Below are 25,769 nucleotides of genomic sequence, written 5' to 3' on the forward strand. Positions count from 1 at the left end.
CGGCGCCCGCGGCGACGCGGTGGCCAGCCGCGCCACCCGGCCCAGCTCGGTCGCGGCGCCGGTCGCGAACACCACCGCGCGGGCCCGGCCCGCCGCGACCGTCGCGCCCGCGGGCGCCAGGCAGGGCAGCGCCGCGGCCGCGAGCTCGCCGGCGCGCGGGCGCGGATCGCGGTCCACCGGCAGCGACTCGCCGGTGAGCAGCGACACGTCCAGCCGGAACAGCGCCGCCTCGACGAGGCGCGCGTCGGCCGGGACGCGGTCGCCCTCCTCCAGCGCGAGCACGTCCCCCACCACCACCTCGCGCGCGTCCACCTCCAGGAGGTGCCCGCCCCGCACCACCCGGGCCCGCGCCGGCACCAGCGCCTCGAGCGCCTCCAGCGCGCGCTCCGCCCGCCGCTCCTGCCAGAAGCCGAACACGCCGTTCAGCGCGATCACCAGGAAGACCGCCCAGGCGAGCTGCGGCATCCGCGACACGAGCGCGAGCGCCCCGGCGGCCCAGAGCAGGAGCGCCATGGGGTGCGCGATCTGCGCGACGGCCCGGCGCAGCGCCGGCCGGCGGCGCCGCCGTGGCAACGCGTTCGGGCCCGCCTCGCGTAGCCGCCGGGCGGCCTCCGCCGCGTCGAGCCCGTCCGGCGCGCTGCCGAGCGCGGCGTGGACCGAGGCGATGGGGAGCGCCGCGACCTCCCGCCGATCCATGAGGGCAGTGTAGGCTGGGTCTGGGCCCCGCCCGGCTCCTGCCGCTCGGGGCTGTGCCGCGGGGCGCAGCGGCGCCGGCCCCCTCCGCTCGGGCGGCCCCGTCCGCGCTCCTGTCGCGCGGGGTTCCGCCCGCCGATGCTGCCGCGGGGGGACGCGCCATGGGACACCTCGTCGGCAAGGACCTGTACCGCCGCCTGGGCGGAAAGGTGGACGGGCTCACCGTGCGTGCGCCCTGGAACGCGGCGCTGTTCGCGATCCTGAAGGAGCTCTACTCCGAGGCCGAGGCCGAGCTGGTGGTGAAGATGCCCTACGGCCTCGCGCCGCTGGAGCGGATCGCCCGGGTGACCGGCCTCGCCCCCGACGACGTGCGGCGCCGGCTCGACACGCTCTGCCCGCGCGGCCTGGTGCTCGACGTCGAGGTGCGGGGCCGGACCTGGTACGCGCCGTCGCCGATGGCGATCGGGATCTTCGAGTACACGATGATGCGCACCGGCGGCGCGACCGAGGACGACCACGCGCGCTGGGCGCGGCTCTTCCACGAGTACCTGGAGGACGGCGCGTTCTACCGGGCCAACTTCGCCGGCGGCCAGCGCGTGTCGCTCATGCGCGCCGTCCCGCACGACGGCGCGGTCCGGCCCGAGGAGTACGTCGAGGTCCTCGACCACGAGAAGGCGGTCGCGATGGTGGAGTCGGCCCGCCGCCTCGCCATCGGCACCTGCTCCTGCCGGCACGAGAAGGCCCACCTCGGCGAGCACCGCTGCGCCGCGCCGCTCGACACCTGCTCGTCGTTCGACCACGGGGCCGACTACCTCATCCGCCACGGCTTCGCGCGCGAGGTGTCGCGCGCCGAGATGCTGGACAACCTGGCGCGCTCGCGCGCGCTCGGCCTGGTCCTCAACGCCGACAACGTGCGCCGCGGCGCGACGTTCATGTGCCACTGCTGCGGCTGCTGCTGCAACATGCTGCTGGGCGTGACGCGCCACGGGTATCCGAACGCGGTGGTGACGTCGAGCTACGTCGCCGCCTCGGACCGGGCGCGGTGCCTGGGCTGCGGCAAGTGCTCGAAGCGCTGCCCGGTCGGCGCCATCCCGCGCGTGCCGGATCCCGACCCCAGGTTCCGCAAGCACGGCCGGCCGCAGGTGGACGAGGCGCGCTGCCTGGGGTGCGGGGTGTGCACGCTGACGTGCAACCCGGGCGCGATGAAGCTCCACCACCGGGCGCAGCGCGTGCTGCACCCCGAGGACCTGCTCGAGCGGCTCATCCTTCAGTGCCTCGAGCGCGGCACGCTGCAGAACCAGCTCTTCGACGATCCCGGCAGCAAGTCCCAGGCGTTCCTGCGCGCGCTGGTGGGCGGCTTCCTGCGGCTGCCGCCGGTGAAGCAGGCGCTCATGAGCGACGCGCTCCGCTCGCGGTTCCTGGCCGGGGTGAGGGCGGCGGCGGGAAGGCGGGCGCCGGAGGAGCGCGCGAAGGCCTGAGCGCGCGCCCCCAGCGAGGCCGTCGCGGCGGTGGCGGCCCGGCGCCGGCGGCGCTAGGACCGGCGGGTGCCCACCCTCCCCGTCCGACACCTGAGCGTCTCGATCTCGCGCCCGCCCGCGGAGGTGTACGCGTTCGCCTCCCGGCCGGAGAACCTTCCGCAGTGGGCCTCGGGGCTCGCCGCCGGCATCCGGCAGGTGGCCGGCGAGTGGGTGGCCGACGCGCCCGCGGGCACGGTCCGGATCCGCTTCGTCCCGCCGAACGAGCTCGGCGTCCTCGACCACGACGTGCTGCTGCCCACCGGCGAGACCGTCCACGTCCCGCTCCGCGTGATCGCGAACGGCAGCGGCAGCGAGGTGGTGCTCGCGCTGCTGCGCCTGCCGGACATGACCGGCGAGCGGTTCGAGGCGGACGCGCGCTGGGTCGAGGCGGATCTCGCGCGGCTGAAGGCGCTGCTGGAGCGCTGACCGATCCGCCGCGTCAGCCCTGCGCCACGGCCTGCGCCTCGCGGGCCAGCCCCTCCACCACGGAGTGGAAGCCCTTGAACTGCTCCATGCGGGCGGCGGGGAAGCGGCGGCGGATCTCCTCGGCGAGGCGCGGGACCCGGGCGGTGCCGCCGGTGCAGCAGACCACGCCCACCTGCTCCGGCGCGACGCCGGCCCGGCGCACCGTCTCGTCCAGGCAGGCCAGGATGGCGTCCACCTCGCGCCGGCAGGCCTTCTCGAAGCCGGCGCGGGTCACCGGCTCGCGCACCTCGATGCCGGGGTGCGACAGCTCCACCCGCGCGCGGGCGGCGCCCGACAGCTCGCGCTTGGCGCGCTCGATGGCCTCGAACACCTGGAAGCCGAGCGTCTCCTCGACCATGACCGTGAGCTGGTCCATGCGCCGCCGGTCCTCGTCGGACAGCGACCAGCGGCGCACGTCGGCGAGGAAGCTCGCCACGTCGCGCCGCTGGAGGATCGACAGGTGCGCGGGCGAGCAGAGGTGCTGCACGATCCCCTGCGGCATCCGGAGCACGTTGTTGCCGAACGGGACCCGGTACAGCACCTCCGCCCCGAAGTGCCGCGCCACCCGGTCGCGCATGATCGACGCGTCGAGCGCGTCGCCGGCCACCGCCACCCCGCCCACGGCGAGCACGTCCTCCCGGGCGAGGGCGCGCGGGCCCACGCGGAGCACGGTGAAGTCCGAGGTGCCGCCGCCGAAGTCGCCGATGAGCGCCAGCTCCTCGCGCTCCGCGGCGGCGCCGAACGCGCGCGCCGCCGCCACCGGCTCCGGCAGGAAGCGCACCTCCTCGAAGCCGGCCAGCTCCGCGGCCCGGCGCAGCCGCGCCTCCGCGAACGCGTCGTCCTCGCCGTCGAAGTGCACCGGGCGGCCCAGCAGCGCCCGCCGCACCTCGACGCCGTAGTGCGCGTCGGCGCGCTCGCGCATCCGGCGCAGCACCGCCGCGACCAGCTCCTCCGCGGAGAGCATCCGGCCGCGGATGACCGTGCCGCGGAACGAGCGGGTGCCGAGGTGGTGCTTGATCGAGCGGAGGAGCCGGGCCTCGCCCCCGTGCTCCACGAACTGCCGGAGCGCCTCCACGCCCACGTGGACGCCCCCCTCGTCGGGGAAGCAGACGATGCTGCGCAGGACGGTCGGATCCGGCGCGTCCGGGTCGAGCGGCGCGGGATCGAACGTGCGATCGGCGCTGGCCGCGGCGAGCAGCGAGTTGCTGGTGCCGAAGTCGATCGCGTAGTGGGTGGGCTGCCGGGGCATGGGGCGCGGGTTCTAACCCGGGGCGGGGCGCGAGGAAAGTGCGCGAGCGGGCCGGTTTTCGCTTGAGCCGGCCGCGGGCCGCGTGCGAAGCGAGGAAGGACGATGCATGGCGCTCATACCTTCCTCCTCGCGCTCACCGTGGTGCTCGGCGTGGCGGCCGTCACCACGGTGCTGTTCCAGCGGCTGCGGCAGCCGGTGGTGCTCGGCTACATCCTCGCCGGCCTGATCGTCGGACCGTACGTCCCGGTCCCGCTCGTCGCCGACCGCGAGATCGTCCAGACCCTCTCCGAGCTGGGCGTCATCCTGCTCATGTTCGCGCTCGGGCTCGAGTTCAGCCTGCGCAAGCTGGTCCAGGTGGGCCCCACCGCCGGCGTCACCGCGGTGGTCCAGTCGAGCATCATGGTCTGGCTCGGGTTCGTGGCCGGGCGCGCCTTCGGCTGGACCGTGCTGGAGAGCGTGTTCGCCGGCGCGATCGTGGCGATGTCCTCCACCACCATCATCGCGAAGGCCTTCGACGACCTGCGCGTCCGCGGGCCCCTGCGCGACCTGGTGGTGGGCGTCCTGCTGGTCGAGGACCTCTTCGCGATCCTCTTCATGGCGGTGCTCACCGCCGTCGCCACCGGCGCGGGCGTCTCCCCGGGCGAGCTCGGCGCCACCCTGGGCCGGCTGGGCGCGTTCCTCGCCGTCCTGCTGGGGGGCGGGATGCTGCTCGTGCCGCGCGCGGTGCGCTACATCCGCCGGCGCGGCAGCGACGAGACGCTGCTGGTCGGGAGCCTGGGCCTGTGCTTCGGGTTCGCCTGGCTGGCGCTGGCGGCCGGGTACTCGGTGGCCCTGGGCGCGTTCATCGCCGGCTCGCTCGTGGCGGAGTCGGGCGAGGCGCACGCGGTCGAGGAGCTGGTCCGGCCGGTGCGCGACCTGTTCGCCGCCATCTTCTTCGTCTCGGTGGGCATGCTCATCGACCCGGCGCTGGTGGCGCGCCACTGGGTGGCGGTGGTGGTGTTCATCGGCCTCGTGGTGGCGGGGAAGTCCGCGGCCGTGGGGCTGGGCGCGTTCCTCACCGGCAACGGGGTGCGCACCTCGGTGCAGACCGGCATGAGCCTCGCGCAGATCGGCGAGTTCTCGTTCATCCTGGCGGCGCTCGGGACCTCCCTCGGCGCGACGCGCGAGTTCCTCTACCCGGTCGCGGTGGCGGTCTCGGCCGTGACCACCCTCACCACGCCCTGGCTCATCCAGGCGTCCGGGCCGGCCGCGACCTGGATCGAGCGCAAGCTGCCCTCGCGCCTCCAGACGCTGGTGTCGCTGTACGGCAGCTGGCTCGAGCAGCTCCGCAGCGCGCCGGATCGCCACACGCTGGGCACGCGCCTGCGCGCGGTCGCGGTGGCGCTCCTGGTGGACGCGGTGGCGGTCGTGGCCATCACCATCGGCGCGTCGGTCGGCGCGCCGCGGGCCACGCGGCGCATCGCCGAGACGCTCGGCGCCGGACCGGACACCGCGCGCTGGATCCTGTTCGCCGCCGCCACCCTGCTCGCCGCGCCGTTCCTGGTGGGCCTGGTCCGCAACGGCCGCCGGCTCGGCCTGGCGCTCGCGTCCACCGCGCTGCCGGAGGGCGCCGCCGGCCGGCCCGACCTGGCCGCCGCGCCGCGCCGCGCGCTCCTCGCGGTGGTGCAGCTCGCGGCGACCATGGCGGTGCTGCTGCCGGTGCTCGCCATCACGCAACCCTTCCTCCCCGGCGTGCCCGGCGTCGCGGTCGTGCTGGCCGTCCTCGGCGTGCTCGGCATCGGGTTCTGGCGCAGCGCCGCGGAGCTGCAGGGGCACGTCCGCGCCGGCGCGCAGGTGATCGTCGAGGCGCTCGCCCGGCAGGCCTCGGGCGACGGCGCCGGCGGCGCGCACCCGACGGCCCCCCCCGAGCGCACCGACGGCCTGGAGCGGATCCGGGCCATGTTCCCCGGCATCGGCGAGCCCACGCCGGTGCGCCTGCGCGAGGGCAGCCCCGGCGCCGGCCACAGCCTGTCGGAGCTGGGCGTCCGCGGCCGGACCGGCGCGACCGTCCTCGCCATCTCCCGCGCCGGCGCGTCGGTGATGGTCCCCAGCGCGGCCGAGGTGCTGCGGCCGGGCGACGTCCTGGTGCTCGCCGGCGCGCACGAGGCGGTGGACGCGGCCCGCGACCTGCTCGGGGCCGAGCCGTTCGCGCCGGGTCACGCGGACGCGCGGGAGGACCGCGCCGGCTGAGGCGCCGGCGCGATCGCCAGCGCCACGCCCGCCAGGATGGCGGTGCCGGCCGCGAACAGCCGCGGGGTGATCGCCTCGCCGAGCAGGCCGGCGGCGGCGAGCGGCACGATCGCCGGCACCGCGAGCTGCACCGCCGCGGCCCGGGCCGCGCCCAGCGCCGGCACGACGGTGTACCAGAGCACGTAGCCGACGCCGGAGGCCACCGCGCCGGAGGCGGCGGCGAGCGCGGCCCCGCGCGCCGTGAGGTGCACGCTCCCCGCCGAGGCGATCACGAGGGCGAGCGCCAGCGGCACCGCCAGCGCGAAGTTCGCCGCGGTGGCGCCGGCGGGATCCCGGACGCCGCGCCCGCGCAAGGTGTAGGCGCCCCAGGCGACGCCGGCCGCCAGCATGAGCGCCGCGCCGCGCGCGTCCGGCGCGTGCGCGCCCGGCAGCGTGAGCCAGCCCAGGCCCGCGAGCGCCACCGCGAGGCCCGCCCACTGCCGCCGGGCCAGGCGGGCGCCGCGCAGCACGCTCCAGCCGACCATGGTGGCCTGCACCGCGAAGAACAGCAGGAACGCGCCCGGGCCGGCGTCGATCCGGCGGTAGGCGAGCGAGAACGCGGCGGCGTACGCGAAGAGCGCGAGCGCCGACCCGGCGCTCCCGCCGCGCGGCCGGGCCCGGCGCGAGGCGAGCGCGAGGAGCGCGAGCGCGGCCGCGCCGGAGGCGAGCCGGATCGCGGTGAAGGTCGCGGCGTCTGCGAGGCCCGGGCGCAGCGCGGCGCGCGCCAGGAGCGAGTTCGCTGCGAAGAAGCCGAGCGTGAGGAGCGTGAGCGCGGCGAGGCGTGCGCGCCCGGGCGCGGCGGGCGCCGCGTCCGGCGCGAGGGGGGCCGGACGTGCCGGGCTGCCGTCCATCCGCGCTCCTTCCGACTCCGCCTCGCAGTAGCGAACGGCGGGTGGGCGGCGCAAGGCTCCGCCGGGGCCGGGCCGGAGCCCGCGGCGCAGGCTACGCTGCCGGGATGGCCTCGACCGACGAGCAGCGCAGCGCCTTCCGCGCGCTCCACCAGCAGGGCTGCTTCGTGCTCCCCAACCCGTGGGACGCCGGCACCGCCCGGGCGCTGGAGCGCGCCGGCTTCCGGGCGCTCGCCACCACCAGCGCGGGCTTCGCGTTCTCGCGCGGCCTGCCCGACGGCGCGGTGGGGTGCGAGGAGATGCTCGCGCACGTCCGCGAGCTGGTCGCGGCCACGCCGCTGCCGGTGAACGCGGACTTCGAGGACGGCTACGGCGCCACCGCGGAGGAGGTCGCGGCGAACGTGCGGGCGTGCGTGGACGCCGGGGTGGCCGGGCTCTCCATCGAGGACGCCACCGGGGATCCGGCGGCGCCGCTCTACCCCGCCGACGAGGCCGTCGCGCGGCTGCGCGCGGCGCGCCGGGCCATCGACGCGGCCGGCGGCGGCGTGGTGCTCACGGGGCGCAGCGAGGGCTTCGTCGCGGGCCGCCCCGATCTCGCCGAGACCATCCGGCGGCTGGTGGCCTACGCGGACGCGGGGGCCGACTGCCTCTACGCGCCGGGCCTCACCACGCGCGAGCAGGTCGCGGCGGTGGTCCGGGCGGTCGCGCCGAGGCCGGTCAACGTGCTCGCAGGCGGTCCGGCGTTCACCGTCGCCGAGCTGGCCGCGCTCGGCGTCCGGCGCGTCAGCGTCGGCTCCGCGCTCGCGCGCGCCGCGTGGGGCGCGTTCCTGGAGGCGTCGCGGGAGATCGCCGAGCGCGGCACGTTCGAGCGGCTGGGCGAGGCGGCGGGGTACGCCGCGCTGAACGCGCTGTTCCGGCCGGTTCGCTGAGCGCCCCACCAGCGCCCGCCCCCGGCGCGATGCCGCTGCTGTCCATCGCGGCCGGCGTGCCGCGGCGGGCCTGACGCAGCGTACGGGCACCTCGCGTGACCATCAGCTGCCTTCGCGCCGCACGATCCAGTCCATAACCAGCGCTGATGGCGCATCCGTTCTTGCGCGTTCCGCGGCCGCGGGTTCGCGGGCATGTTGCCGACCACCAAGGAGGCCACATGCACCACCTCACCGCAGCCCAGGCCGTCAAGGGGACCTTCGCGTGGGCGGTCCTCGCCACGCTCGTCCCGCTGTTCGGCATCGTCCTCATCCCGATCCTCACCGTCGCGGCGATCTGCCGCGGGATCGCCGTGGCCGGCGCCGCGCTCGCGTCGCTCGTGCGCACCACGCCCTCCCCCTGGACCCCGGTGGCCGCGCGCGGCCCGATGGCGCGCAGCGGCAACCCGGCGGCCTGATCGGAGCGGCGGCGCGAGGAGCTCCCGCGCGCCGCCGCACGCGCGTTCCCGCGCACCCTCAGGCCGTGGTGCGCCGCACGCTCGCCTCGCCGAGCTGGACCGCGGCGCCGCGCCGGAGCGTGCCCGGGATCTCCGCGATCCGATCCACCCGCTCGACCAGCGCCGCGAGCTGCGCCTCGCTCGCATCCCCCGCGACCTCGACGTCGTAGCGGATCCCGGTGGACACCGCCGGGTCGCCGCCGAACTCGCCGCGGACGCGGACCCGCACCGAGTCGAGCCGGATCCCGGCCGCGAGCGCCTCGCGGAACAGGTCGTTGGAGACGCAGCCCGCGACCGCGAGGTGCAGCAGCTCCCCCCCGTTGAACCCCAGCCCTCCGCCGCCGGCGGCCTCCGGCCGGTCGATCACGAGCGTGTGCCCGCCCGCGCTGCCGATCGCCGTGACGCGCCCTTGCAGGCTGCGGGTCTCCACCTCGAAGGCCATGCCGTTCCCCCTCCCCGGCGCGCTCGGCGCCCGGCCGCGGCCGCGCCGCGCGGCCTTCTCGTAGCGTGATGGGCTCCCGCCCGCCTCCTCCACCCACCGTCCCACTCGGGCGCCGCCGGCGACGGCCGCTCACGCCACCCGCGGCGGCGCCGGCGCGGCCGCGCCCGGCGACGGTGGCCGCGCCGCCGCGTCGCGCCAGCCGGCGTTCTTCCCGTGCATCGCGGCGAGCACGCCGACCATCCGGTCCATGACCGCCTCCGGGGCGACGCCGCCCCCCGCCGCCTCGTAGACCGCCGCCGCCACCACGTGCGCGGCGTAGGCGCCGCCCCCGTACGCGCGGCCGGCGCGGGCCGCGCCGGAGCGCCCGCCGCGCCCCGACACGACCTCGCGCAGGTCCGCCACCACCGCCTCGTCGCGGTCGCGCCAGTCCTGGATCTGCTGCAGCGCCCGCCCCTCCAGCGCCGGCAGCCGGGTGCGCGCGATCGCCTGCGCGACGAGCGCCGCGGACGCCTTCACCACCGCCGGCGCCACCTCGGTCTTGCCCAGCCACACGCGCCCGAGATCGCGGTCGGCCTCCGCCACCAGCCGGTCGGCCCACCGGCCCGCGCCCTCGAACGACAGGAGCCGCACGGTCTCCGCCGCCAGGTACGCGCGCGCCAGGTCGGCCGGGTGCGGGTCCTCCGCGCGCCCGACGTTCCGGAGCGCGGCGCGGCCGTGCGCCGCCGCGTTCATGGCGCGGAAGTAGCCCACCAGCCCCACCGCCGCGGCGGGCCCCATGTTCAGCACCCCGAGGACGTCGGCCGCGGTCTCGTCGATCCGCTCCGCCCAGTAGCCGGCGACCGCCGGGGCGATCCCGGCGCCGAGCAGCCGATCGCGCACCGCCCCCGCGAGCTGGGCACGGAGCCCGACGTCGGCCTCGAGGACGTCGTGCCCGGCGGTCTCGTGCGCGAGCGCCGGCCAGGCGAGCAGGCCGGCCGAGGCGTTCGCGGCCGGCAGGCTCACCACCGCCGCCTTCACGCCGACGGCCGCGGTGGCCGTCGCGGGCCAGGTGTACGGCCCCGTCTCCGCGCTGCCCCACCGGACGAGCGGCGGGACCACGCCGTGGTCCGGGGGCTTCACGCCGCGGCGGTCCTCGGCCGAGAGGAAGCCCTCGTAGAGATCGCTCACCACCTCCTGGAACGCCGCGGTGGCGCGGGCCCGGTGGCCCTCGCCGCGCTGCAGGACCGCCTGCGCGACGTCGAGCAGCAGCCGCGCCTCGCCCTGGCGGTCCGGATCCTCGCGGAGGAGGCGCGCGAAGCCGCCCGGGCCGAGCTGGTCCAGGGTCCGGACGAGCGGCTCGGCCACGGCGCGCCGGTACGCGGGCGGGAGCGCCGCGGACGCCTTCGCGAGGCGCGCGCGGAGCGCGGCGAACGTGGCCGGGTCGGGCGGGCCGCCGGCGCCGGACAGCGCGGCGGCGCGCGCCTCCTCGATGGCCGCGGGCAGGCCGGCGAGCGCGACGGGATCGGGCCCGGCCGGCGCCGCGACGGCCTGGACGGGCGCGGCGGCGGGAAGGGAAAGCGGGAGCGGTGAGGCGGACGCGGTTCCGACGGGCATGTGCACCCTCCGTGTTGGGGACGGGCGCAGATGCCACGGGCGTGCCGGGCCGCGGCCGCGGGATCTCGCGGGTGGCCGCCGCCGGAGGCGGACGCGGCGCGGACGGATCGGCGGCTACGCGGCCGGGCCGGGGCGGACGTCGGCCCGGGGGGCGGCGCGCCGCCGGCGCCAGGTGGCGGGCGGCTCGCCGACGCACTTCTTGAAGGCGCGGTTGAACGCGGCCTCGGAGGCGTAGCCCACCTGCCCGGCGATGGAGGCCACCCCCTCGCGCGTGGTGGCGAGCAGCCCGGCCGCGACCTGCATCCGCCACCGCGCCAGGTACTGCATGGGCGGCTCGCCGACGAGCGCCGCGAACCGCTCCGCCAGCGAGGACCGGGCCAGCCCGGCGGCGCGGGCCAGCCGCTCCAGCGACCAGGGGTCCCCGGGGCGCGCGTGGAGCGCCGCCAGGGCCCGGCTCACGTGCGGATCCGAGAGGCCCGCCAGCCAGCCGGCGCGGCCGGGCGGGAGCGTCTCCAGGTGCCGGCGCACCATCTCGAGGAACATCAGCTCCGCGAGCCGGCTCAGCACGCCCTCGCCGCCCGGCCCCGGCGTCCTCGCCTCCGCCTCCGCCACCTCGAGGAACCGCGTCAGCCACCCGCGGCGCGGGCCGTCCCGATCGCTCGCCCGCAGCACGCGCGGGAGCGCGGCGAGCAGCGGGTTGAACGGGCGCGCGTCGCAGCCGAAGAACCCGCACACCACCTCGGTCTCGGAGGGCCCGGCGCCGACCCTCACCAGGAACGGCCGCGGCGCGCTCCGCGCCACCGCGTACGGCGCGAGGTCCGGCGCGCCGCCGCGGAGGCCGGCCGCGCTCGACAGCACGTGCGGGTCGCCGTGCGGGAAGCAGATCACGTCCCCCGCCTCGAGCGCGACCGGCTGCTCGCCCACGATCCCCGCCAGGCAGCGCCCGCGCGCCACCGCGTGGAACTCGATGACGTGGTCCGCGCCGGGCATCACCTGCGCGGCGATCGCGCGGGAGGCGGGCGCCTCGGCGACCCAGGGCGGCGCGCCCTCGACGCGGAAGAACACCGAGCCGGTGAGGCGGACCGTGGTGAGCACGTCGGCCAGCGGATCCGCGCCCATCGAGCCCCCCTCGTGACGCTTCGGTGGCCGGCAGGCCCCGGTCAGGTCGCGGACGGACGGGCAACGAACGCGGCGGCGCGAGCAGGTCCGGACCGGCCCGGGTTTCCTAGATCCCGCGCGGCATCCACGCCACCCGACCTGAACGCAAGGAGACCGCAGATGAACGGCATCGCTTCCCCCTCCCCCTCCCCGACCCCCGCGCCCATGCCGCCCCCGGGCCTCGACCTCGCCGCCGTGAAGGCCCGGCAGCAGTCCACCTGGAGCTCGGGCGACTACGCGGTGATCGGCACGACGCTGCAGATCGTCGGTGAGACGCTCTGCGAGGCGGCCTCGGTGTCCGCCGGCGAGCGCGTGCTCGACGTGGCCTGTGGCAACGGCAACGCCGCGCTCGCCGCGGCGCGCCGCTTCGCGCGCGTGACCGGCGTGGACTACGTCCCCTCGCTCCTCGAGCGGGCGGGCGCCCGCGCGGCCGCCGACGGCCTGGCGCTGGAGCTCCGCGAGGGCGACGCCGAGGCGCTGCCCTTCGAGGACGGCGCGTTCGACGTCGTGCTCTCGACGTTCGGCGTGATGTTCACGCCCGACCAGGCGCGCGCCGCCGGCGAGCTGCTCCGGGTGTGCCGGTCCGGCGGCCGCATCGCGCTCGCCTCCTGGACGCCGGACGGCTTCATCGGGAAGGTCTTCCAGGTGGTGGGCCGGCACGTCCCGCCGCCCGCCGGGCTCCGGCCGCCCGCCGCGTGGGGCACCGAGGCGCGCCTCCACGAGCTGTTCGTCCCGGGCGCCCGCGACGTCCGCGCGCACCGCCGCGAGTACGTCTTCCGCTACCGCTCGGCGGCGCACTGGGTCGAGGTGTTCCGCACCTGGTACGGCCCCATCCACCGCGCGTTCGCGGCGCTCCCCGCCGAGGCGCGGCCCGCCCTGGAGCGCGACCTGCTCGCGCTGCTCGAGGAGGCCAACACCGCGACCGACGGGACGCTCGTCGTGCCGGGCACGTACCTCGAGGCCGTGATCGTCCGGGCGTAGCGCCGGGACCGGCCCGGCGTCCGCGATCCGCGCGACGCCAGCCGCATGGCGCCACGCGCGCGCGGAGCCGCGCCGGGGCCTCGGGGTGGACCCCGACCCCGCGCGGCGACCCGCGCACGCGCGCGGTTCGCGGGCCTCCGCGGCGCGCGGGCCCGCGGCACATCGGGTGCAACCGCCCTCCGCGACACCATCATGACGGAGGGTGAATGACCGGATCCCGCTCGCGTGGCAAGCGCCGCGTCGCCTGCCTGACCTGCCCAGCCTCGCTCCTGCGCGCGGCGGCACCCGCGCTCCTGTGCGCCGCCGCCGCGCTGCCTCCGCCGGCCGCGGCCCAGTGGGACGGGGCGACGGCGCGGTGGGAGGAGATCCACCCGCCGCTCGCCGACGCGCCCGTCGAGGCCTGCGTCGCGTGCCACGAGGAGGCCCTCATGCCGAACGGGAACCACCCGGTCGGCAGGGTCTACGCGCCCGGCGCGGCGTCCTCGCTGCGGCCCCGCGCCGAGGTGGAGCGCCGGGGCGTGGCGCTCCCGGACGGCCGCGTGCACTGCTGGAGCTGCCACGCGCTGCGCTCGCGCTGGCGCTACCACCTGGCCATCCCCGAGGGCGCGGCCACGCGGCCCCGCGTCGTCCCCGGCGACCCGTCCCCCTACGAGCACGCCTCCGGGGCGCCGCTCCCGCCGGGCGCCGACGTGAGCCCGAAGCCGCTCTGCCAGGCCTGCCACACGTACGGCGACTGACCCGGCGCGCGCGGCTCGCGAGCGCCTTGGGCCTCGAGGCCGTCTGCCAGCTGGCGCCGCCCGCCTGAGCGCCCGGACGACCCCGCCCGGCCCCGGCTGCGGTAGGCTGGTCCCAGGCGAGCATCGCCAGGGAGGCAGCGCGGTGAGGATCGCGATCTACGGCGCCGGCGCGGTGGGTGGGCTCGTCGCCGCGCGGCTGGCCCAGGCCGGGCACGAGGTGAGCGCGGTCGCGCGCGGCGCGACGCTGGACGCGCTGCGGTCGCGCGGGCTGCGGCTCGTCTCGACGGGTGGGGAGGCGCGCGTCCGCCTCCCGGCCTCGGACGATCCGGCCGAGCTCGGGCCGCAGGAGCTGGTGGTCGTGGCGGTGAAGGCGCCCGCGCTCGTCCACGTGGCCCGGGACATCGGCCCGCTGCTCGGCCCGGAGACGGTCGTGCTCACCGCCATGAACGGCGTGCCCTGGTGGTTCTTCGACCGCTTCGGCGGCCGCTTCGCCGGCACGCGGCTCGCGTCGGTGGATCCCGGCGGCGCCATCGCGGCGGGCATCCCCTCCCGCCACGTCATCGGCTGCGTGGTCCACCTCGCCTGCGCGGTGCCGGAGCCCGGCTTCGTGTGCCACACCGCGGGCAACCGCCTCATCGTGGGCGAGCCGGGCGGCGAGGACTCCGCGCGGCTCGGCCGCCTCGCCGCGACGCTCCGCGCGGCGGCCTTCGACGTGGAGGTGTCGCGGCGGATCCAGGCGGACGTCTGGTACAAGCTCTGGGGCAACATGACGATGAACCCGGTCTCGGCGCTCACCGGCGCGACCTGCGACCGGATCCTCGACGATCCGCAGGTGTACCGCTTCTGCCTCGAGGTGATGGGCGAGGCGGCGCGGATCGGCGCGGCCATCGGCTGCCCCATCTCCGAGAGCGGCGAGGATCGCATGGCGGTCACCCGCAAGCTGGGCGCGTTCAAGACCTCGATGCTGCAGGACGTGGAGGCGGGCCGGCCGGTGGAGCTGGACGCGCTCGTGTCGGCGGTCCGCGAGATCGGCGCGCTGGTGGGCGAGCCGACCCCGCGCATCGACACGCTGCTCGGGCTGGCGCGGCTGCACGCGCGCGTGCGGGGGCTGTACCCGGGGTGAACGCCGCGGCCCCGCGCCGGGGAGCCGGGACCGCGGCGTGTGCGCGCGCCCGCCGGGCGGCGCGGGCGTCAGAACACGATCGAGTCGCCGTTCCCCACGTACCGGGTGCTCTTGCTCCCGTAGTTGGCGGAGCCCGCCACCACCGGCAGGCCGCGCTCGATCATCCGTTCGACCGCGGTGATGCCCGTGCAGTGGTTGCTCGCCACCACGTCGAACTGCGCCGCCTGCATGGCGTCGAGCATCGTGTCGGCGGCGGGGCTCCACACCTCGAGCGAGGAGATGTGCAGCCCGCCGAACAGCCCGTGGAAGCGCCCGGTGGAGGTCGAGATGTTCGAGCGCGCGAACGCGATCGCGTTCTGGATCCCCACGTGGCCGCACCCGGTCACGATCACCATGCCCTTGTCCTTCACGTTGAAGAACAGGATCTGCTCGCCGCGCACCCCGAGGATGATGGGCACGTCCATCACCGCCGTGGCGAAGCCGGGGAAGTGCTTGTGGACGACGCCCGGGGTGACCTGCGTCACCGGCCCCTTCAGCTTGCAGCGATCCATGTAGTTCCAGGCGTCGCCGCTCAGGGTGGACGGCACCCAGAACGGAACCTTGCGGTTCACGGCCGTGATCGCCGGCAGCCCCCAGAAATGATCGATGTGCTCGTGGGAGAGGATGGCCCGGTCGATGAGGCCGTGCTCGAGCTTCTCGGTCACGCCCTCGCGGCGGAAGACCCAGCTCATGTACTGGGCGTCCCAGCCGGTGTCGAGCAGCACGGTGTGCCTCGTGCCGTCGCACTCCTCCGCCTCGATCAGCGCCGAGTAGCCGGCCGAGTTCCGCTCGGTCCACGGGATGGTCCACTGGTTGGTGCTCATCCCGCCCGCGGCGTCGATGTCCGCGAGGAACTGCGGGGTGGACCACCAGCCGACCTCGCTCAGGCAGGTCACCTTCAGGCTCTTCAGCTCGCCGATGGCGACCGGCGCGCCGAGCGGGACCTCCAGGTCGTACCCGCCGCCGTCGCCGGGGCAGGCCCGCGCCGCCGCCGGCGCGCCGAGCGCGCCCGCCGCCAGCACCGCGGCGCCGCCCAGCGCCACGTCGCGGATGAAGCCCCTGCGGTCCATGGTCCGCGGCGCCCGGCCGCCCTCGCCCCGCTTCACGTCCACCTCGTCGTTGGCCACGTTGCCACCTCTCGTCGTGGGTTCACTGCCAACCGGCGCGTCTCCGCGCCGGCACTCGCGCGCCTGCCGCCGCTCGCGCGGGGAGGCGCGGCTCAGACGCGGTACTCCTTGATGATCCCCTCCACCTGCGCGGTGACGGACTTCACCGCCTCGGTGGCGCGGTCGGTCGTCTCCACGCGCTTCACGGTGTCGTCCACCGCCTTCGAGAGCTCGGTGACCGAGCCGAAGATCTGCGCGATCCCGGCGTCCTGCTGGCTCACCGCCGCCGCGATCTGGCGGACCGCCGCCGAGTTCTCGCGGACGATGTTGGACAGCCGTCGCAGCGTCTCGCCCGAGGTCCGGACCTGGGTGAGCCCGCTGTCGATCTTCTGCGCGCCCTTCTCCGAGATGGCGATGGTGGAGGTGATGGCGTTCGCGGTGTCGTCGAGCACGTCGCTCACCCGGTGCGTGGCCTGGATGGACTGATCGGCCAGGCTGCGGATCTCGCGCGCCACCACCCCGAAGCCCTTGCCGTGCTCGCCGGAGCGCACCGCCTCGATGGCGGCGTTCAGCGCGAGCATGTTGGACTGGTCGGCGAGGTCGCGGACCGACTGCGTGATGTGGCCGATCTGCCGGGTGCGCGCGCCCAGCTCGCCGATCTTGGTGGAGATGTCGCTCGCCTCGGTGCGGATGTCGGCGAGCCAGGTGAGCGTCTGCTCGATCGAGGTCTCGCCGGAGCGGCCGATCTCGTCCGCCTCGGAGGCGACCTTCAGCACCACCTCGGCCTTCTGCGCGGCCATGTTGGAGGTCTGCTTGATCTCCTGCGCGGTGACCTGCGTCTCCTGGAGCGCGGCCGCCTGCCGGGTGATGGTCTCGCGCTGGTCGGCGTTGGTCGCCTCCAGGTTGGTGACCGCCTCCACCAGCGACGCGAGGCTCTGCCGCAGGCTGCTCGCCATCTCGCGGAGCCTGTCCACCATCTGGTTGAAGGTGCGGCTGAGCTCGCCGATCTCGTCGTTCGAGTGCGCGTCGATCTTCTGCGTGAGGTCGCCGGACCGGACGATCTCGCCGGCCGCGCGGGTGAGCTCGAGCAGCGGCTGGGTGATGGTCCGGGTGGTGTGCCGGTAGAGCAGCGCCCCCAGGAACACCGACAGCAGGATCGAGAACCCCAGGTACGAGTAGACCTGCGTGGTGGACGCCCGGACGATCTCGGACTTCGGCTGGCCGGAGACGATGTACCAGTCGTTCGCCATCAGGTGCGCCGAGCCGGCGGCCGCGCCGGGCGGGTCGAACGTGTTCTTGGTGAGCCGCGAGACGACGTAGAGCTTCTCCACGTCCTCGTACGTCTCGAAGAACGACTGGTCGGCGCCGTCGAGGATGCGGTGGGTGAGCTGGGCGACCTTCTCCTTCTCCTTGTCGTTGAGGATGAGCCGCTTGTCCGGGTGCGCCACCACCTGGCGATTCTCGTCGAACATCATCAGGTAGCCGGAGTCGCCGATCTTCACCTTGTCGAGGAAGAGGTCGGTGAAGTAGTCCATCCGCGGCGCGACCAGCGCGTAGCCGATCACGCGCCCGTCCGACTTCACCGGCGCGGCCACCACGAACAGCGGGTTGCCGCGGAGCAGGCTGGGGTAGACGTGGCTGACGTAGTACGGCGCGCCGTCGAACATGGCGCGCACGTAGTTCAGGTCCAGGCTGGCCTTCCCCAGCGTGCGCCCCTGCACCGTGTCGAGGAAGAAGCCGCCGTTCCGGACGACCTTCTGCTGCCCCTCGTAGTCGATGGTGAGGCTCTGGCCCTCGGGCAGCCGGATGCCCACCGGGACGTTCTCGTAGTACTGGTACCGGTCGTGGATGCCCTGGAGGTAGGCGCGGGCCTCCGCGCGCGCCTTGTCGTCGGTCGGGTTCAGGCACGCGTGCACGACCTTCGGGTTCGCGGCGATCGACTGGGCCAGGTAGATCTGGTCGTGGATCCAGTTCACCAGGGCGACGCGGGTCTGGTCGGTGAGCAGCGTGGACGACTGCTGCGAGAACGACACCAGCGAGGCGCGGGTCACGAAGAAGCCCGCCACGCCGAAGGCCACGAACGACACCGTGACCAGCGGGATGATCCAGCGCAGGAAGCGGAAGGAGAGACTGGTCTGAAGGGCCTGCTTCTGCTTGCCGAACATCGGGGTTCCTCCGGTGGGCTGCGACGGTGCGCGATGGGTGAGGGGGCGAGGGGTGCGGGTCAGCGGTCCGCCGGCGGGCGGGCGGCGGCGAGCAGCGCGGCGATCTCCGGCGGCGCCGCGCGCGCCTCCGGCGCGCCGAGCGCGGCCGCGGCGCCGGGCATGCCGTTCACCACGCAGGTGGCGGCGCTCTGGGCGAGCGCGAGGCCGCCGGCGCGCCGGATGGCGAGCAGTCCGCGGGCGCCGTCCTCGCCCATGCCCGAGAGCACCACCCCGCCTGCGCGAGGCCCGAGCGCCTCGGCGAGGGACCGGAGCAGGTCGTCGCCGCTCGGGCAGACGCAGCTCGCACAGGGCGGCGTCGAGAGGCGGCCGGCGCGCGACCAGAGCAGGTTCCGGCCGGGAGGGGCGAGGTAGACGCAGCCGGCCCGCGGCGCCTCGCCGTCCTGGGCCACCCGCACCTCGAGCGCGGTGGACTCGGCGAACCAGCGGCGCATCCCGTCCACGAACCCGGAGGCGATGTGCTGCGCCACGAGCAGCGTCAGCGGGAGCCGGGCCGGCAGCGCGGCCAGGATCGCCACCACCGCCTGCGGCCCGCCGGTGGAGGCCGCGAGGCCGACCGCGTCCAGGGCGCGCGGCGCCGCCGCGCGGGCCGGCGCCGCGCCGGCGAGCGCGCGCCGGGTCACCACCGGCACCTCGCTCATCAGCCGCACCGCCTCGCGCACCGCGACGCCCCAGCGCCGCAGATCGTCCGGCCCGCCGACCTGCGGCTTCGCGAGGAGCTCCACCGCGCCCGCCGCGAGCGCCTGGAACGCCAGGCTCTGCTCGCGCTCCGCGAGCTGGCTCACCACGATGATGCGCGTGGGGGCGACCGCCATGATCTCCTCGGTGGCCCGCAGCCCGTCCAGCCCGGGCATGACCACGTCCATGGTGACCACGTCCGGCCCGGCGGTCCGCGCGAGCGCCACCGCCTCCGCGCCGTCGGCGGCCTCCGCGACCACGCGGATGCCCGGGTCCTCCTCGAGCAGCGTCCGCAGCGCCCGCCGCAGCGTGGGCGAGTCGTCGGCGACGAGCACGCGGGTGGGCGGCCGCGCCGTCACGCCCGCCTCCGGCGCCGCGCCATCGCCCCGTCGATCTCGGCGAGCAGCATGCCCGCGGCGCAGTCCGCCTTGCTCACGAACGCGTCCGCGCCTGCCTCGCGCGCCCGGCGGCGGGCCGCGTCCTCGTCGTGCGAGGAGACCAGCACCACCGGGACCGCCTCCAGCTCGGGCCGGCCGCGGATCAGCGCGGTGAGCGCGATCCCGTCCATCCCCTCCCCCAGGTCCACGTCGCACACGATGGCGTGGTAGGCGCCCCGCCGCAGGTGCTCGAGCGCCTGCGCGGCGCTCGCGGCCGCGTGCGCCGCGTAGCCGGCGGACTCCAGCACCGCCCGGTGCGCGGCGCGCGCGGTGAGCGAGTCGTCCACGACCAGGACGCTCGGGCCGGCGCCGGCGGCGGGCGCGGCCGACCGCCGCTCCAGCAGCCAGGACGGCCGGAGCACCAGCAGCGGCTCGCCGCGCGACAGCGTGGCCGCGCCGAGGTACGGCTCGAGGTGCCGGAGCTCGTCGGGGAGCGGCCGGACCACCGGCCACCGGTCGCCGGGGGTGGAGTCCACCGCCAGCGCGGTCTCGCGCCCCTCCGCGCTCACCACCAGCACCGGCTGGCCGTCCCCGGGCGCGAGCGGCTGCCGGAGCCCGAGCAGGCCGCCCAGGTCCTCCAGCGGCAGCAGCGCGCCGTCGTCCTCGAGCTGCAGGCCGAAGTGGCCGGCGCGGATCCGCGTGGCCTCGGCCCGGAGGGCCTTGCGCACCGCGTGCATGGGGATCCCGAACACCTGGTCGCCCACGCCGACCAGCGTGAGCGGGGAGCTGCCCAGCTCGGCGGGGACGCTCAGGACGAAGCGGGTCCCGTGGCCGCGGACGGAGTGGATCTCGATCCGGCCGTGGATGGACTTGACCGCGTCGGCCACCACGTCGAGCCCGACTCCGCGGCCGGAGACCCCGGTGGCCGCGGCGCGCGTGGAGAACCCGGAGCGAAAGACGAGCGCCGCCAGCTGCCGCTCGTCGAGGCGGGCCGCCTCCTCGACGCCCACCACGCCGCGGCTCACCGCGGTGGCGCGGATGCGCTCGCCGTCCAGCCCGGCGCCGTCGTCAGAGATCTCGAGGAGCACCTCGTTGCCGGCCTGCTCGACCCGGATGGCCACGATGCCCTCGCGGTGCTTCCCGGCCTGCTCGCGCACGTGCGGCGCCTCGATCCCGTGGTCGACCGCGTTCCGCACCAGCTGCACCAGCGGCGCGCGCAGCGCCTCCAGGATCCGCCGGTCCAGCGCGACCTCGACGCCCACCGCCGAGACCTTCGCCTCCTTCCCGAGCTGGCGCGCGAGGTCCCTCACGGTGCGGTGGAGCGGCTCGATCACGGTCTCGCACGGCAGGGTGCACACCGCCTTCAGCCACTCCTCCATCGCCTCGACCCGTGCCCCGAGCTCCGCCGCGTCGCCGGACAGCGCCGCGCGCGCGGCGAGCAGCGCGCCCCGGAGCGCGTCGGCCACGTCGGGCGCGAGCCCCTTCGGCAGCAGCGAGAGGATCCGCGCGGCCTCGCGCCCCTGGTCCTCGAGGCGCAAGGCGATCTCCCGGAGGCGCTCCACGTCCGCCACCAGCGAGGCCACGTCGCGCGCGTCCACGCGCCACCCGCCCACCTCGGGCTCGGCGCCGGCGGCGGACGGGGCGGGACCGGCCGGCCCCGCGCCGCCGCCCCCGGCCTCCGCCGGCGCGCCGCCCCGGAGCGATCGCACCACCCGCGCCAGGTCCGGCCGGTCCGCGCGGTGGGCCGCGCGCCGCCGCATCCACTCCAGCCCCTGGTCGAGCGCCGCCAGGAACGCGTCCACCAGCGAGCGCGGCAGCGCGGTGTCCCGGGCGTGCGGCGCGAGCTGCTCCTCCATCTCGTGGGCCAGGTCGGAGAGCTCCGCGAGCCCCACGGTGGCCGCGCTCCCCTTCAGCCGGTGCAGGCCGCGCCGCAGCTCCGCGTGCGCCGCGCCCAGGGCGTCGGTCCCCTGCTCCGGCTTCTCCACCACCAGGAGCGCGCGAGTGAGCTGCGCGCCCAGCTCCTCCGCCTCGCGCGAGAACGTCGCGACGAGCGCGTCCATCACCGCCTCATCCATGGGACGCCTCCGCGCCGCGGGCCAGCAAGGCGGCCACGTCGAGCAGCGCCACCGGGCGGAGGCCCTCCGCGGTGACCTCGTGCACCGGCCCCGCACCGCGGGCGCGCGCCTGGTCCACGGCCCGCTGGGGCAGCGCGTCGATGCGCGGCACGTGCTCGCAGTCGATGGCCACGCGGCGCCCGTCGTCCCGCTCCAGCACGAGCAGCACCGCACAGTCCTGCCGCCAGCCCTTCACGCCGAGCAGCGCCATCAGGCTGTGCGCGGTGACGAGCTGCCCCTGGAACCGGAGCAGGCCGATCACGTGGGCAGGGGCGCGGGGGATCGGGGTGACCAGGCGCAGCGGGAGCACCGCCCGGAGCGACGCGAGCGGGATGGCGTAGCGCTCGGCGCCCAGCCCGAACTCCGCGACCGGGAGCGCCACCTCCGACCGGTCCGCCGCCGGGGCGGCGCGGGCGCGCTCGGCGCGCCGGGCCAGGATCTCGTCCACGTCGCTGCCGTGGATCCGCGGGGATGAGGCGCTCACCGTGGGACCTCCCCGCCCAGGAACCGCCGGGCGGCTGCGGCGTAGAAGCGGGCGGGCAGCGTCTCCGGCCCCGCCACCGGAGCCTCCGAGGGCAGCGCCTGTGCGCGGTCCAGCACCGAGCGCATCAGCTCGAGCGCGTGCGCGCGCCGGCCCTCGCGCGCGCACAGCAGCGCGCCCTCCAGCAGGCCGGGCAGGTACTGCGGCGCGGCCCGCCGGAGGTCCCCGAGCAGCGCCCGCGCGCCGGCGTGGTCGCCCCGCTCGATCTGCGCGAGCACGCGGAGGTGCAGCGACACCGGCTCCGGCGCCGCGGCGGGCGGCGGCGGGGGCGCGGGGCGGTGGGCCGCCCTCGCGGACGGGGGACGGAGGGGCGCCCCAGGCCCGGTGCTCGGAGGCGGGGCCGGGACCGTGCTCACCGGGCGAGCCGGCTCCGGCGCTGCGCGCAGCGCGCCGTCCACCGGCGGGCGCTGGAAGACCTGCAGCTCCGGCGCGCCGAGGCGGACCAGTGGCGCGGGCGCCTCGGACAGGTCCATGGTCGCGAAGGCGATGACGCCCCCCGGCGCGAGCGCCGCGGCGAGGGAGGACAGCGCGCGCGCCGCGGCGGCGTGGGTGAAGTAGATGAGCACGTTGCGGCAGAAGATCAGGTCGAACCGGCCCGGGGGCGGCGCGGCGTCGAGCAGGTTGTGGACCTCGAACCGGGCGCGGCTGCGCAGCGCCGGGTCGACCTCGCGCGGGCCCTCGCCGGCCGCCGGGAGGAACGGGTCCTCGACCGCGGGGACGCTGGCGCGCAGCGACCATGCGCCGTACCGCGCGGCGCGCGCGGCCGCGACGTTCGCCTCCACCAGGTCGGTCCCGACCACCTCGAACGCGCGGACGCCGGCCGCGCGCAGCACCGCCGCGAGCGAGTACGCCTCCTCTCCCCCGGCGCAGCCCGCGCTCCACACCGCGCGCGGGCGCGCCGGCTCCGCCGCCCAGCGCGGCGCGAGCACGTTGCGCACGAGCGCGAAGTGCTCCGGGATCCGGAAGAAGTAGGTCTCGCCCACCGGCACCGCCTGCGTGAGGCGCCGCCGCAGCGCGGGGTCGTCGCGCTCGGCCAGCGCGATCAGCTCGTCGGGGGCGGTGCCGCCGTCGAGCAGCGGCGCCAGCGCGCGGAGCACGGCGCGCGCCCAGATGGCGTCGGGGTGGAACCCGGTCCAGCGGCTGATGCTGGCGGTCAGCCGGGACCAGGTGGCCGGGGTGAGCGGGGTGGCGGCCACGGGTTCAGGGGGCGGCGGCGCGTGCCGCCATCAGGCCGGGGAGCGCGTCCATCACGCGCGCGCAGACGAGGGAGACGGCGGAGAGGACGGGCAGCGTCTCTCCGCCGTGACGGACGAACGCGAGGAGCGCGGGGGCCAGCGCATCGCGCCCCTCCCCGCCGATCGGCTCCCGCGGCAGCACCTGCGCCGCGGGGATCTCCACGGGATCGTGGATGCGGTCGACGGCGAGCGCGACGGTCTGGCCGCCGGCCAGCCCGAGCACCACGAGCACCCGGTCCACCAGCGGCGTGGCGTGGGGCACGCCCAGCGCTGCGGCGAGATCCAGCACGCCCATCGGCGTGCCCTCCAGCTCGAACCAGCCGGCCACCACCTCTGGCGCCCCCGGGAGCGGCGAGAGGCGCACCTGGTGCAGCACGCGCGTCACCCCTTCCAGCGGCAACGCCAGGTCGTGCGGACCGGCGCCGACCGGCAGGACCGCCAGGCTGCCGGCGCGCCGCCGCGCGCGCTCGGCCTCCACCAGCGCGAGCGCGGCCGACCGCAGCCGATCGGCCGCGGCGGGCTTCCCGAGGAACAGGTCGGCGCCGGCGGCCATCACCTCCGGCTCGCGGAACGCCTCCGACGAGAGCACGATCACCGGCACCGCGCACAGGCGCGGGTCCGCCTTGAGACGCGCCAGCACCTCGGCGCCGTCCATCTCGGGCATGGACAGATCGAGCAAGATCACGTCGGGCGGCACACGGCCGGCCTTCTCGAGCGCCTCCCGGCCGTTCGAGGCGACGCTGGTCTCGAAGTGGCCGGCGAGCGCGGCGCGCCCGAAGGTGAGCACCGCGTCGCTGTCGTCCACGAGCAGCGCGAGCGGCAGGCTCACGTGACCCTCGGCGGCATCACGTCCTGGATGGTCCGGAGCAGCGTCTTCGCGTCCACCGGCTTGCGGACGAACGCGTCGGCCCCGGCCTGCAGCCCCTGCGCCCGGACCTCCTCGGAGCGGTCGCCGGTGAGCATCACCACCGGCACGGTGCGCAGCGCCGGTCGATCCGACCCGCGCAGCGCCCGCACGAAGGCGATCCCGTCCATGGGCGCCATCTGCACGTCGGCGATGACGAGATCGACCGGGGACAGCCGCAGGAGGCGCAGCGCCCGCTCCCCGTCCTCGGCCTCCAGGAAGGTCGGGTGGAGTCCCATCAGGTACACCTGGAGGATCGCCCGGACGGATGCGCTGTCGTCGACGAGGAGGACGTTCATTCGGGCTCGCGCGTGGTGAGACCGCCCGTCGTGCAAGAACGGGACACACCCTCGGTGACTTCGCGGCCTGCACGTCGGGGTGACGCCGCGTTCACGCGGAGCGCACGGCCATCACCATGCGTGACGAGGACTTGAGCGCCGCCGAGCGCAGCGTGAACGTGCGTGAACGCTTCGTGAACGTTCACGCTGCGCGCGCGTGACGGCGAGCCTTCCGCGCGCCGCCGGGTCGGCCCGACCTCGCCCCGGAGCGCCGGCGCCGCGCGCCGAAACCGCCGCCGGCGCGAGGAACGCGCCGCCGACCCTCACTCTTGGTGAGTTCTACCCGGGGTGCACCGCCACCGGCGACAGAACGCCACAGCCGCGCGCAGCCCGCCGCTCACAGCACCTGGTCGATGGTCACCACGTCCACCAGGCCGTGCACCTGGTAGAGCGCCGGGATCACCTTCTCCGGCGGGTGGCGCCGCCGCAGCTCGGCGACCTTCTCGGTGCCGGCGCGGTAGCACGGCAGGTACATGCGGCCGTTCAGCGGGTGGCGCGCCCACGCACCGGAGATCTTCGCGGCGCGTTCGTCGGACAGCAGGTAGTCGCGGCGCAGCACCGCGGCGACCTCGGCCTGCGGCCGCCCCTCGGCCCAGGTCAGCCAGGACGCCTGGTTCTTCGCGTCGTCCTGGAGGAGCACGAGCAGCTTCCCGATCTGGAGGTCGGGATCCGGGAGCTGCTCCACCTCGGTGACGCCGAGCGCCATCATCATGGCGTTGTTCGCGAGCCCCTCCGAGAGCGCCGCGCCGCGCGTGTTCATGGTGAGGACCGTGCCCTCGAAGCCGAGCCGTCCCTGGACGTGGAGCGCCTGGGCGAGCGCGAAGTTCGTGACGTGACCGGGGACCACCTCGTGCGCCACGAGGTCGAGGAACTCCGGCATGGAGATCTGGAGGGCCGCGTTTATCTCGTAGGTCGCCTCGTAGCGGGGCGAGCCGTCGGGCGTGCGCGCCCGCCCGATGTAGTTCATCGACCCCGAGAACCAGGCGTTCTCGATGGGCAGGAACTCGATGTTCGCCCGCGGGATCCCGTGGAGCGAGGCGGGCAGGTGCGGCACCACGTGCCGGCGCGTGCCCTCCTCGAGCTGCGCGATGCAGGCGTCCGCGAGCAGCTTGATGACCTTCCTCGGGACGAGCCGCTCGCCGCGCCACGCGTCCACCGCCGCGAGCAGCCGGTCCGGCTCCGCGGGCACGCCGAGCAGCCCGGCCAGCCGCTCGCGCTTCGCCTCCGGCCTGGACGGCTCCGGCGGGCGCCCCGTCGAGGCGACGACGCAGCGCTCGTACGGCACCTCCGGCCCGCGCCCGAGCAGCTCCTCGGCGAGCGCCCACATGACGCGCAGCGACTCGCCCTGCGCGGCCAGGTACGCCCCGCGGACCCCGCCCGCGTCGCGGCCGAGCGCGGCGAGCGCGTCGATGGCGCCCGGGACGTCCACGGCGGCGAGGTACGCGTCGATCGCGGCCAGGTCCGGCGACGGCGCCGCCACCCCGCCGGTCTCGCGGAGCCGCGCGGCGGCGGGCAGCGCGTACGCCGCCGGCAGCGGCTCGTCCGAGAACCACGAGTCGGCGATGTACCGGCCGGTCCCGGAGGCGCTCATCACGTCGCCTCCCCAGAGCGTGTCGATCCCGAGGATCGCGTTGGCGGTCGTGCTCGCCAGCTTCGCTTCGTCGGACATGTGCGGCCTCCGGGGTGGCCGCGGAACATAACACCGCCCCGGCACGGCG

23 protein-coding genes are annotated in these 25,769 nt (G+C 76.5%); 8 read left to right on the top strand and 15 right to left on the bottom strand.

Annotated features, from left to right (window positions below; genetic code table 11):
* Window positions 1-696, bottom strand: a 696-nt coding sequence (locus PSR1_RS00005; protein WP_160308978.1) for a cation-transporting P-type ATPase, incomplete at its 3' end; no start/stop codon positions are given.
* Window positions 697-854: 158 nt separating this feature from the next.
* Here PSR1_RS00005 and PSR1_RS00010 point away from each other — a divergent pair.
* Together PSR1_RS00010 and PSR1_RS00015 are read left to right on the top strand one after the other, a co-directional pair.
* Window positions 855-2,171: an ATP-binding protein gene (locus PSR1_RS00010; protein ID WP_059435600.1), complete on the top strand. Its 1,317-nt coding sequence runs from the start codon at window positions 855-857 to the stop codon at window positions 2,169-2,171.
* Between the two features lie 66 nt (window positions 2,172-2,237).
* Window positions 2,238-2,636, top strand: coding sequence for a polyketide cyclase (locus PSR1_RS00015; RefSeq protein WP_059435601.1), 399 nt, complete (start codon window positions 2,238-2,240; stop codon window positions 2,634-2,636).
* Window positions 2,637-2,649: 13 nt separating this feature from the next.
* Here PSR1_RS00015 and PSR1_RS00020 read toward each other — a convergent pair whose 3' ends face one another.
* Window positions 2,650-3,924, bottom strand: coding sequence for an Hsp70 family protein (locus PSR1_RS00020; protein ID WP_059435602.1), 1,275 nt, complete (start codon window positions 3,922-3,924; stop codon window positions 2,650-2,652).
* 102 nt (window positions 3,925-4,026) lie between these two features.
* Between PSR1_RS00020 and PSR1_RS00025 the strand changes: the two genes are divergently transcribed.
* Window positions 4,027-6,153 carry a cation:proton antiporter gene (locus PSR1_RS00025; protein ID WP_059435603.1) on the top strand — a complete coding sequence of 709 codons (2,127 nt, stop codon included), beginning with the start codon at window positions 4,027-4,029 and terminating at the stop codon, window positions 6,151-6,153.
* On the opposite strand, the gene PSR1_RS00030 is transcribed toward PSR1_RS00025, so the two are convergent.
* Complete coding sequence (locus tag PSR1_RS00030; protein ID WP_059435604.1) at window positions 6,120-7,043, bottom strand: DMT family transporter; 924 nt, start codon at window positions 7,041-7,043, stop codon at window positions 6,120-6,122. The two genes, PSR1_RS00025 and PSR1_RS00030, sit on opposite strands and share 34 nt — an antisense overlap.
* Window positions 7,044-7,147: 104 nt before the next feature.
* Here PSR1_RS00030 and PSR1_RS00035 point away from each other — a divergent pair, with 104 nt between their 5' ends.
* Both PSR1_RS00035 and PSR1_RS00040 read left to right on the top strand, forming a co-directional pair.
* Complete coding sequence (locus tag PSR1_RS00035; protein ID WP_059435605.1) at window positions 7,148-7,969, top strand: oxaloacetate decarboxylase; 822 nt, start codon at window positions 7,148-7,150, stop codon at window positions 7,967-7,969.
* A gap of 218 nt (window positions 7,970-8,187) precedes the next feature.
* Window positions 8,188-8,424: a hypothetical protein gene (locus tag PSR1_RS00040; RefSeq protein WP_059435606.1), complete on the top strand. Its 237-nt coding sequence runs from the start codon at window positions 8,188-8,190 to the stop codon at window positions 8,422-8,424.
* 58 nt (window positions 8,425-8,482) lie between these two features.
* Here the strand turns inward: PSR1_RS00040 and PSR1_RS00045 are convergent, their stop codons facing one another.
* From PSR1_RS00045 to PSR1_RS00055, 3 genes are all read right to left on the bottom strand, one after another.
* Complete coding sequence (locus PSR1_RS00045) at window positions 8,483-8,905, bottom strand: OsmC family protein (protein ID WP_059435693.1); 423 nt, start codon at window positions 8,903-8,905, stop codon at window positions 8,483-8,485.
* A gap of 129 nt (window positions 8,906-9,034) precedes the next feature.
* On the bottom strand, window positions 9,035-10,498 hold the full coding sequence (locus PSR1_RS00050; RefSeq protein ID WP_059435607.1) for a hypothetical protein: 1,464 nt from the start codon (window positions 10,496-10,498) through the stop codon (window positions 9,035-9,037).
* Window positions 10,499-10,612: 114 nt separating this feature from the next.
* Window positions 10,613-11,617 (bottom strand): AraC family transcriptional regulator, encoded by a 1,005-nt coding sequence (locus tag PSR1_RS00055; RefSeq protein ID WP_059435608.1) that lies wholly within the window; start codon window positions 11,615-11,617, stop codon window positions 10,613-10,615.
* 159 nt (window positions 11,618-11,776) lie between these two features.
* Here PSR1_RS00055 and PSR1_RS00060 point away from each other — a divergent pair, with 159 nt between their 5' ends.
* From PSR1_RS00060 to PSR1_RS00070, 3 genes are all read left to right on the top strand, one after another.
* Entirely contained in the window at window positions 11,777-12,637 is an 861-nt protein-coding gene (locus tag PSR1_RS00060; protein ID WP_059435609.1) for a class I SAM-dependent methyltransferase, read from the top strand.
* 206 nt (window positions 12,638-12,843) lie between these two features.
* A complete protein-coding gene (locus tag PSR1_RS00065) occupies window positions 12,844-13,374 on the top strand; it encodes a hypothetical protein (protein ID WP_059435610.1) in 531 nt (176 codons plus the stop codon).
* Between the two features lie 142 nt (window positions 13,375-13,516).
* Entirely contained in the window at window positions 13,517-14,497 is a 981-nt protein-coding gene (locus tag PSR1_RS00070) for a 2-dehydropantoate 2-reductase (RefSeq protein ID WP_059435611.1), read from the top strand.
* A gap of 68 nt (window positions 14,498-14,565) precedes the next feature.
* On the opposite strand, the gene PSR1_RS00075 is transcribed toward PSR1_RS00070, so the two are convergent.
* The 9 genes from PSR1_RS00075 to PSR1_RS00115 form a co-directional block, all read right to left on the bottom strand.
* Window positions 14,566-15,663: an MBL fold metallo-hydrolase gene (locus PSR1_RS00075; protein WP_059435612.1), complete on the bottom strand. Its 1,098-nt coding sequence runs from the start codon at window positions 15,661-15,663 to the stop codon at window positions 14,566-14,568.
* A gap of 92 nt (window positions 15,664-15,755) precedes the next feature.
* A complete protein-coding gene (locus PSR1_RS00080; RefSeq protein ID WP_059435613.1) occupies window positions 15,756-17,807 on the bottom strand; it encodes a methyl-accepting chemotaxis protein in 2,052 nt (683 codons plus the stop codon).
* A gap of 59 nt (window positions 17,808-17,866) precedes the next feature.
* Window positions 17,867-18,901 (bottom strand): chemotaxis protein CheB, encoded by a 1,035-nt coding sequence (locus PSR1_RS00085; protein ID WP_059435614.1) that lies wholly within the window; start codon window positions 18,899-18,901, stop codon window positions 17,867-17,869.
* Complete coding sequence (locus tag PSR1_RS00090) at window positions 18,898-20,994, bottom strand: response regulator (RefSeq protein WP_082100058.1); 2,097 nt, start codon at window positions 20,992-20,994, stop codon at window positions 18,898-18,900. Before PSR1_RS00090 ends, PSR1_RS00085 begins: the two co-directional genes overlap by 4 nt.
* Complete coding sequence (locus tag PSR1_RS00095) at window positions 20,987-21,517, bottom strand: chemotaxis protein CheW (RefSeq protein ID WP_059435616.1); 531 nt, start codon at window positions 21,515-21,517, stop codon at window positions 20,987-20,989. The genes PSR1_RS00090 and PSR1_RS00095 overlap by 8 nt, the downstream gene beginning before the upstream one ends.
* Window positions 21,514-22,770: a protein-glutamate O-methyltransferase CheR gene (locus PSR1_RS00100; protein ID WP_059435617.1), complete on the bottom strand. Its 1,257-nt coding sequence runs from the start codon at window positions 22,768-22,770 to the stop codon at window positions 21,514-21,516. Before PSR1_RS00100 ends, PSR1_RS00095 begins: the two co-directional genes overlap by 4 nt.
* A gap of 4 nt (window positions 22,771-22,774) precedes the next feature.
* Window positions 22,775-23,638: a response regulator gene (locus PSR1_RS00105; RefSeq protein WP_059435618.1), complete on the bottom strand. Its 864-nt coding sequence runs from the start codon at window positions 23,636-23,638 to the stop codon at window positions 22,775-22,777.
* Entirely contained in the window at window positions 23,635-24,012 is a 378-nt protein-coding gene (locus tag PSR1_RS00110) for a response regulator (protein WP_059435619.1), read from the bottom strand. The genes PSR1_RS00105 and PSR1_RS00110 overlap by 4 nt, the downstream gene beginning before the upstream one ends.
* Before the next feature lie 376 nt (window positions 24,013-24,388).
* Window positions 24,389-25,720 (bottom strand): hypothetical protein, encoded by a 1,332-nt coding sequence (locus PSR1_RS00115; RefSeq protein WP_059435620.1) that lies wholly within the window; start codon window positions 25,718-25,720, stop codon window positions 24,389-24,391.
* Window positions 25,721-25,769: the final 49 nt, after the last annotated feature.

This window comes from Anaeromyxobacter sp. PSR-1, from assembly GCF_000964525.1.
In the GTDB taxonomy this organism is placed as follows: domain Bacteria; phylum Myxococcota; class Myxococcia; order Myxococcales; family Anaeromyxobacteraceae; genus Anaeromyxobacter.

Coding starts and splice junctions, on each gene's coding strand:
- PSR1_RS00010 (WP_059435600.1), top strand. CDS start 855: ATGGGACACCTCGTCGGCAAGGACCTGTACCGCCGCCTGGGCGGAAAG.
- PSR1_RS00020 (WP_059435602.1), bottom strand. CDS start 3,924: ATGCCCCGGCAGCCCACCCACTACGCGATCGACTTCGGCACCAGCAAC.
- PSR1_RS00025 (WP_059435603.1), top strand. CDS start 4,027: ATGCATGGCGCTCATACCTTCCTCCTCGCGCTCACCGTGGTGCTCGGC.
- PSR1_RS00030 (WP_059435604.1), bottom strand. CDS start 7,043: ATGGACGGCAGCCCGGCACGTCCGGCCCCCCTCGCGCCGGACGCGGCG.
- PSR1_RS00035 (WP_059435605.1), top strand. CDS start 7,148: ATGGCCTCGACCGACGAGCAGCGCAGCGCCTTCCGCGCGCTCCACCAG.
- PSR1_RS00040 (WP_059435606.1), top strand. CDS start 8,188: ATGCACCACCTCACCGCAGCCCAGGCCGTCAAGGGGACCTTCGCGTGG.
- PSR1_RS00045 (WP_059435693.1), bottom strand. CDS start 8,905: ATGGCCTTCGAGGTGGAGACCCGCAGCCTGCAAGGGCGCGTCACGGCG.
- PSR1_RS00050 (WP_059435607.1), bottom strand. CDS start 10,498: ATGCCCGTCGGAACCGCGTCCGCCTCACCGCTCCCGCTTTCCCTTCCC.
- PSR1_RS00055 (WP_059435608.1), bottom strand. CDS start 11,617: ATGGGCGCGGATCCGCTGGCCGACGTGCTCACCACGGTCCGCCTCACC.
- PSR1_RS00060 (WP_059435609.1), top strand. CDS start 11,777: ATGAACGGCATCGCTTCCCCCTCCCCCTCCCCGACCCCCGCGCCCATG.
- PSR1_RS00065 (WP_059435610.1), top strand. CDS start 12,844: ATGACCGGATCCCGCTCGCGTGGCAAGCGCCGCGTCGCCTGCCTGACC.
- PSR1_RS00080 (WP_059435613.1), bottom strand. CDS start 17,807: ATGTTCGGCAAGCAGAAGCAGGCCCTTCAGACCAGTCTCTCCTTCCGC.
- PSR1_RS00090 (WP_082100058.1), bottom strand. CDS start 20,994: ATGGATGAGGCGGTGATGGACGCGCTCGTCGCGACGTTCTCGCGCGAG.
- PSR1_RS00110 (WP_059435619.1), bottom strand. CDS start 24,012: ATGAACGTCCTCCTCGTCGACGACAGCGCATCCGTCCGGGCGATCCTC.
- PSR1_RS00115 (WP_059435620.1), bottom strand. CDS start 25,720: ATGTCCGACGAAGCGAAGCTGGCGAGCACGACCGCCAACGCGATCCTC.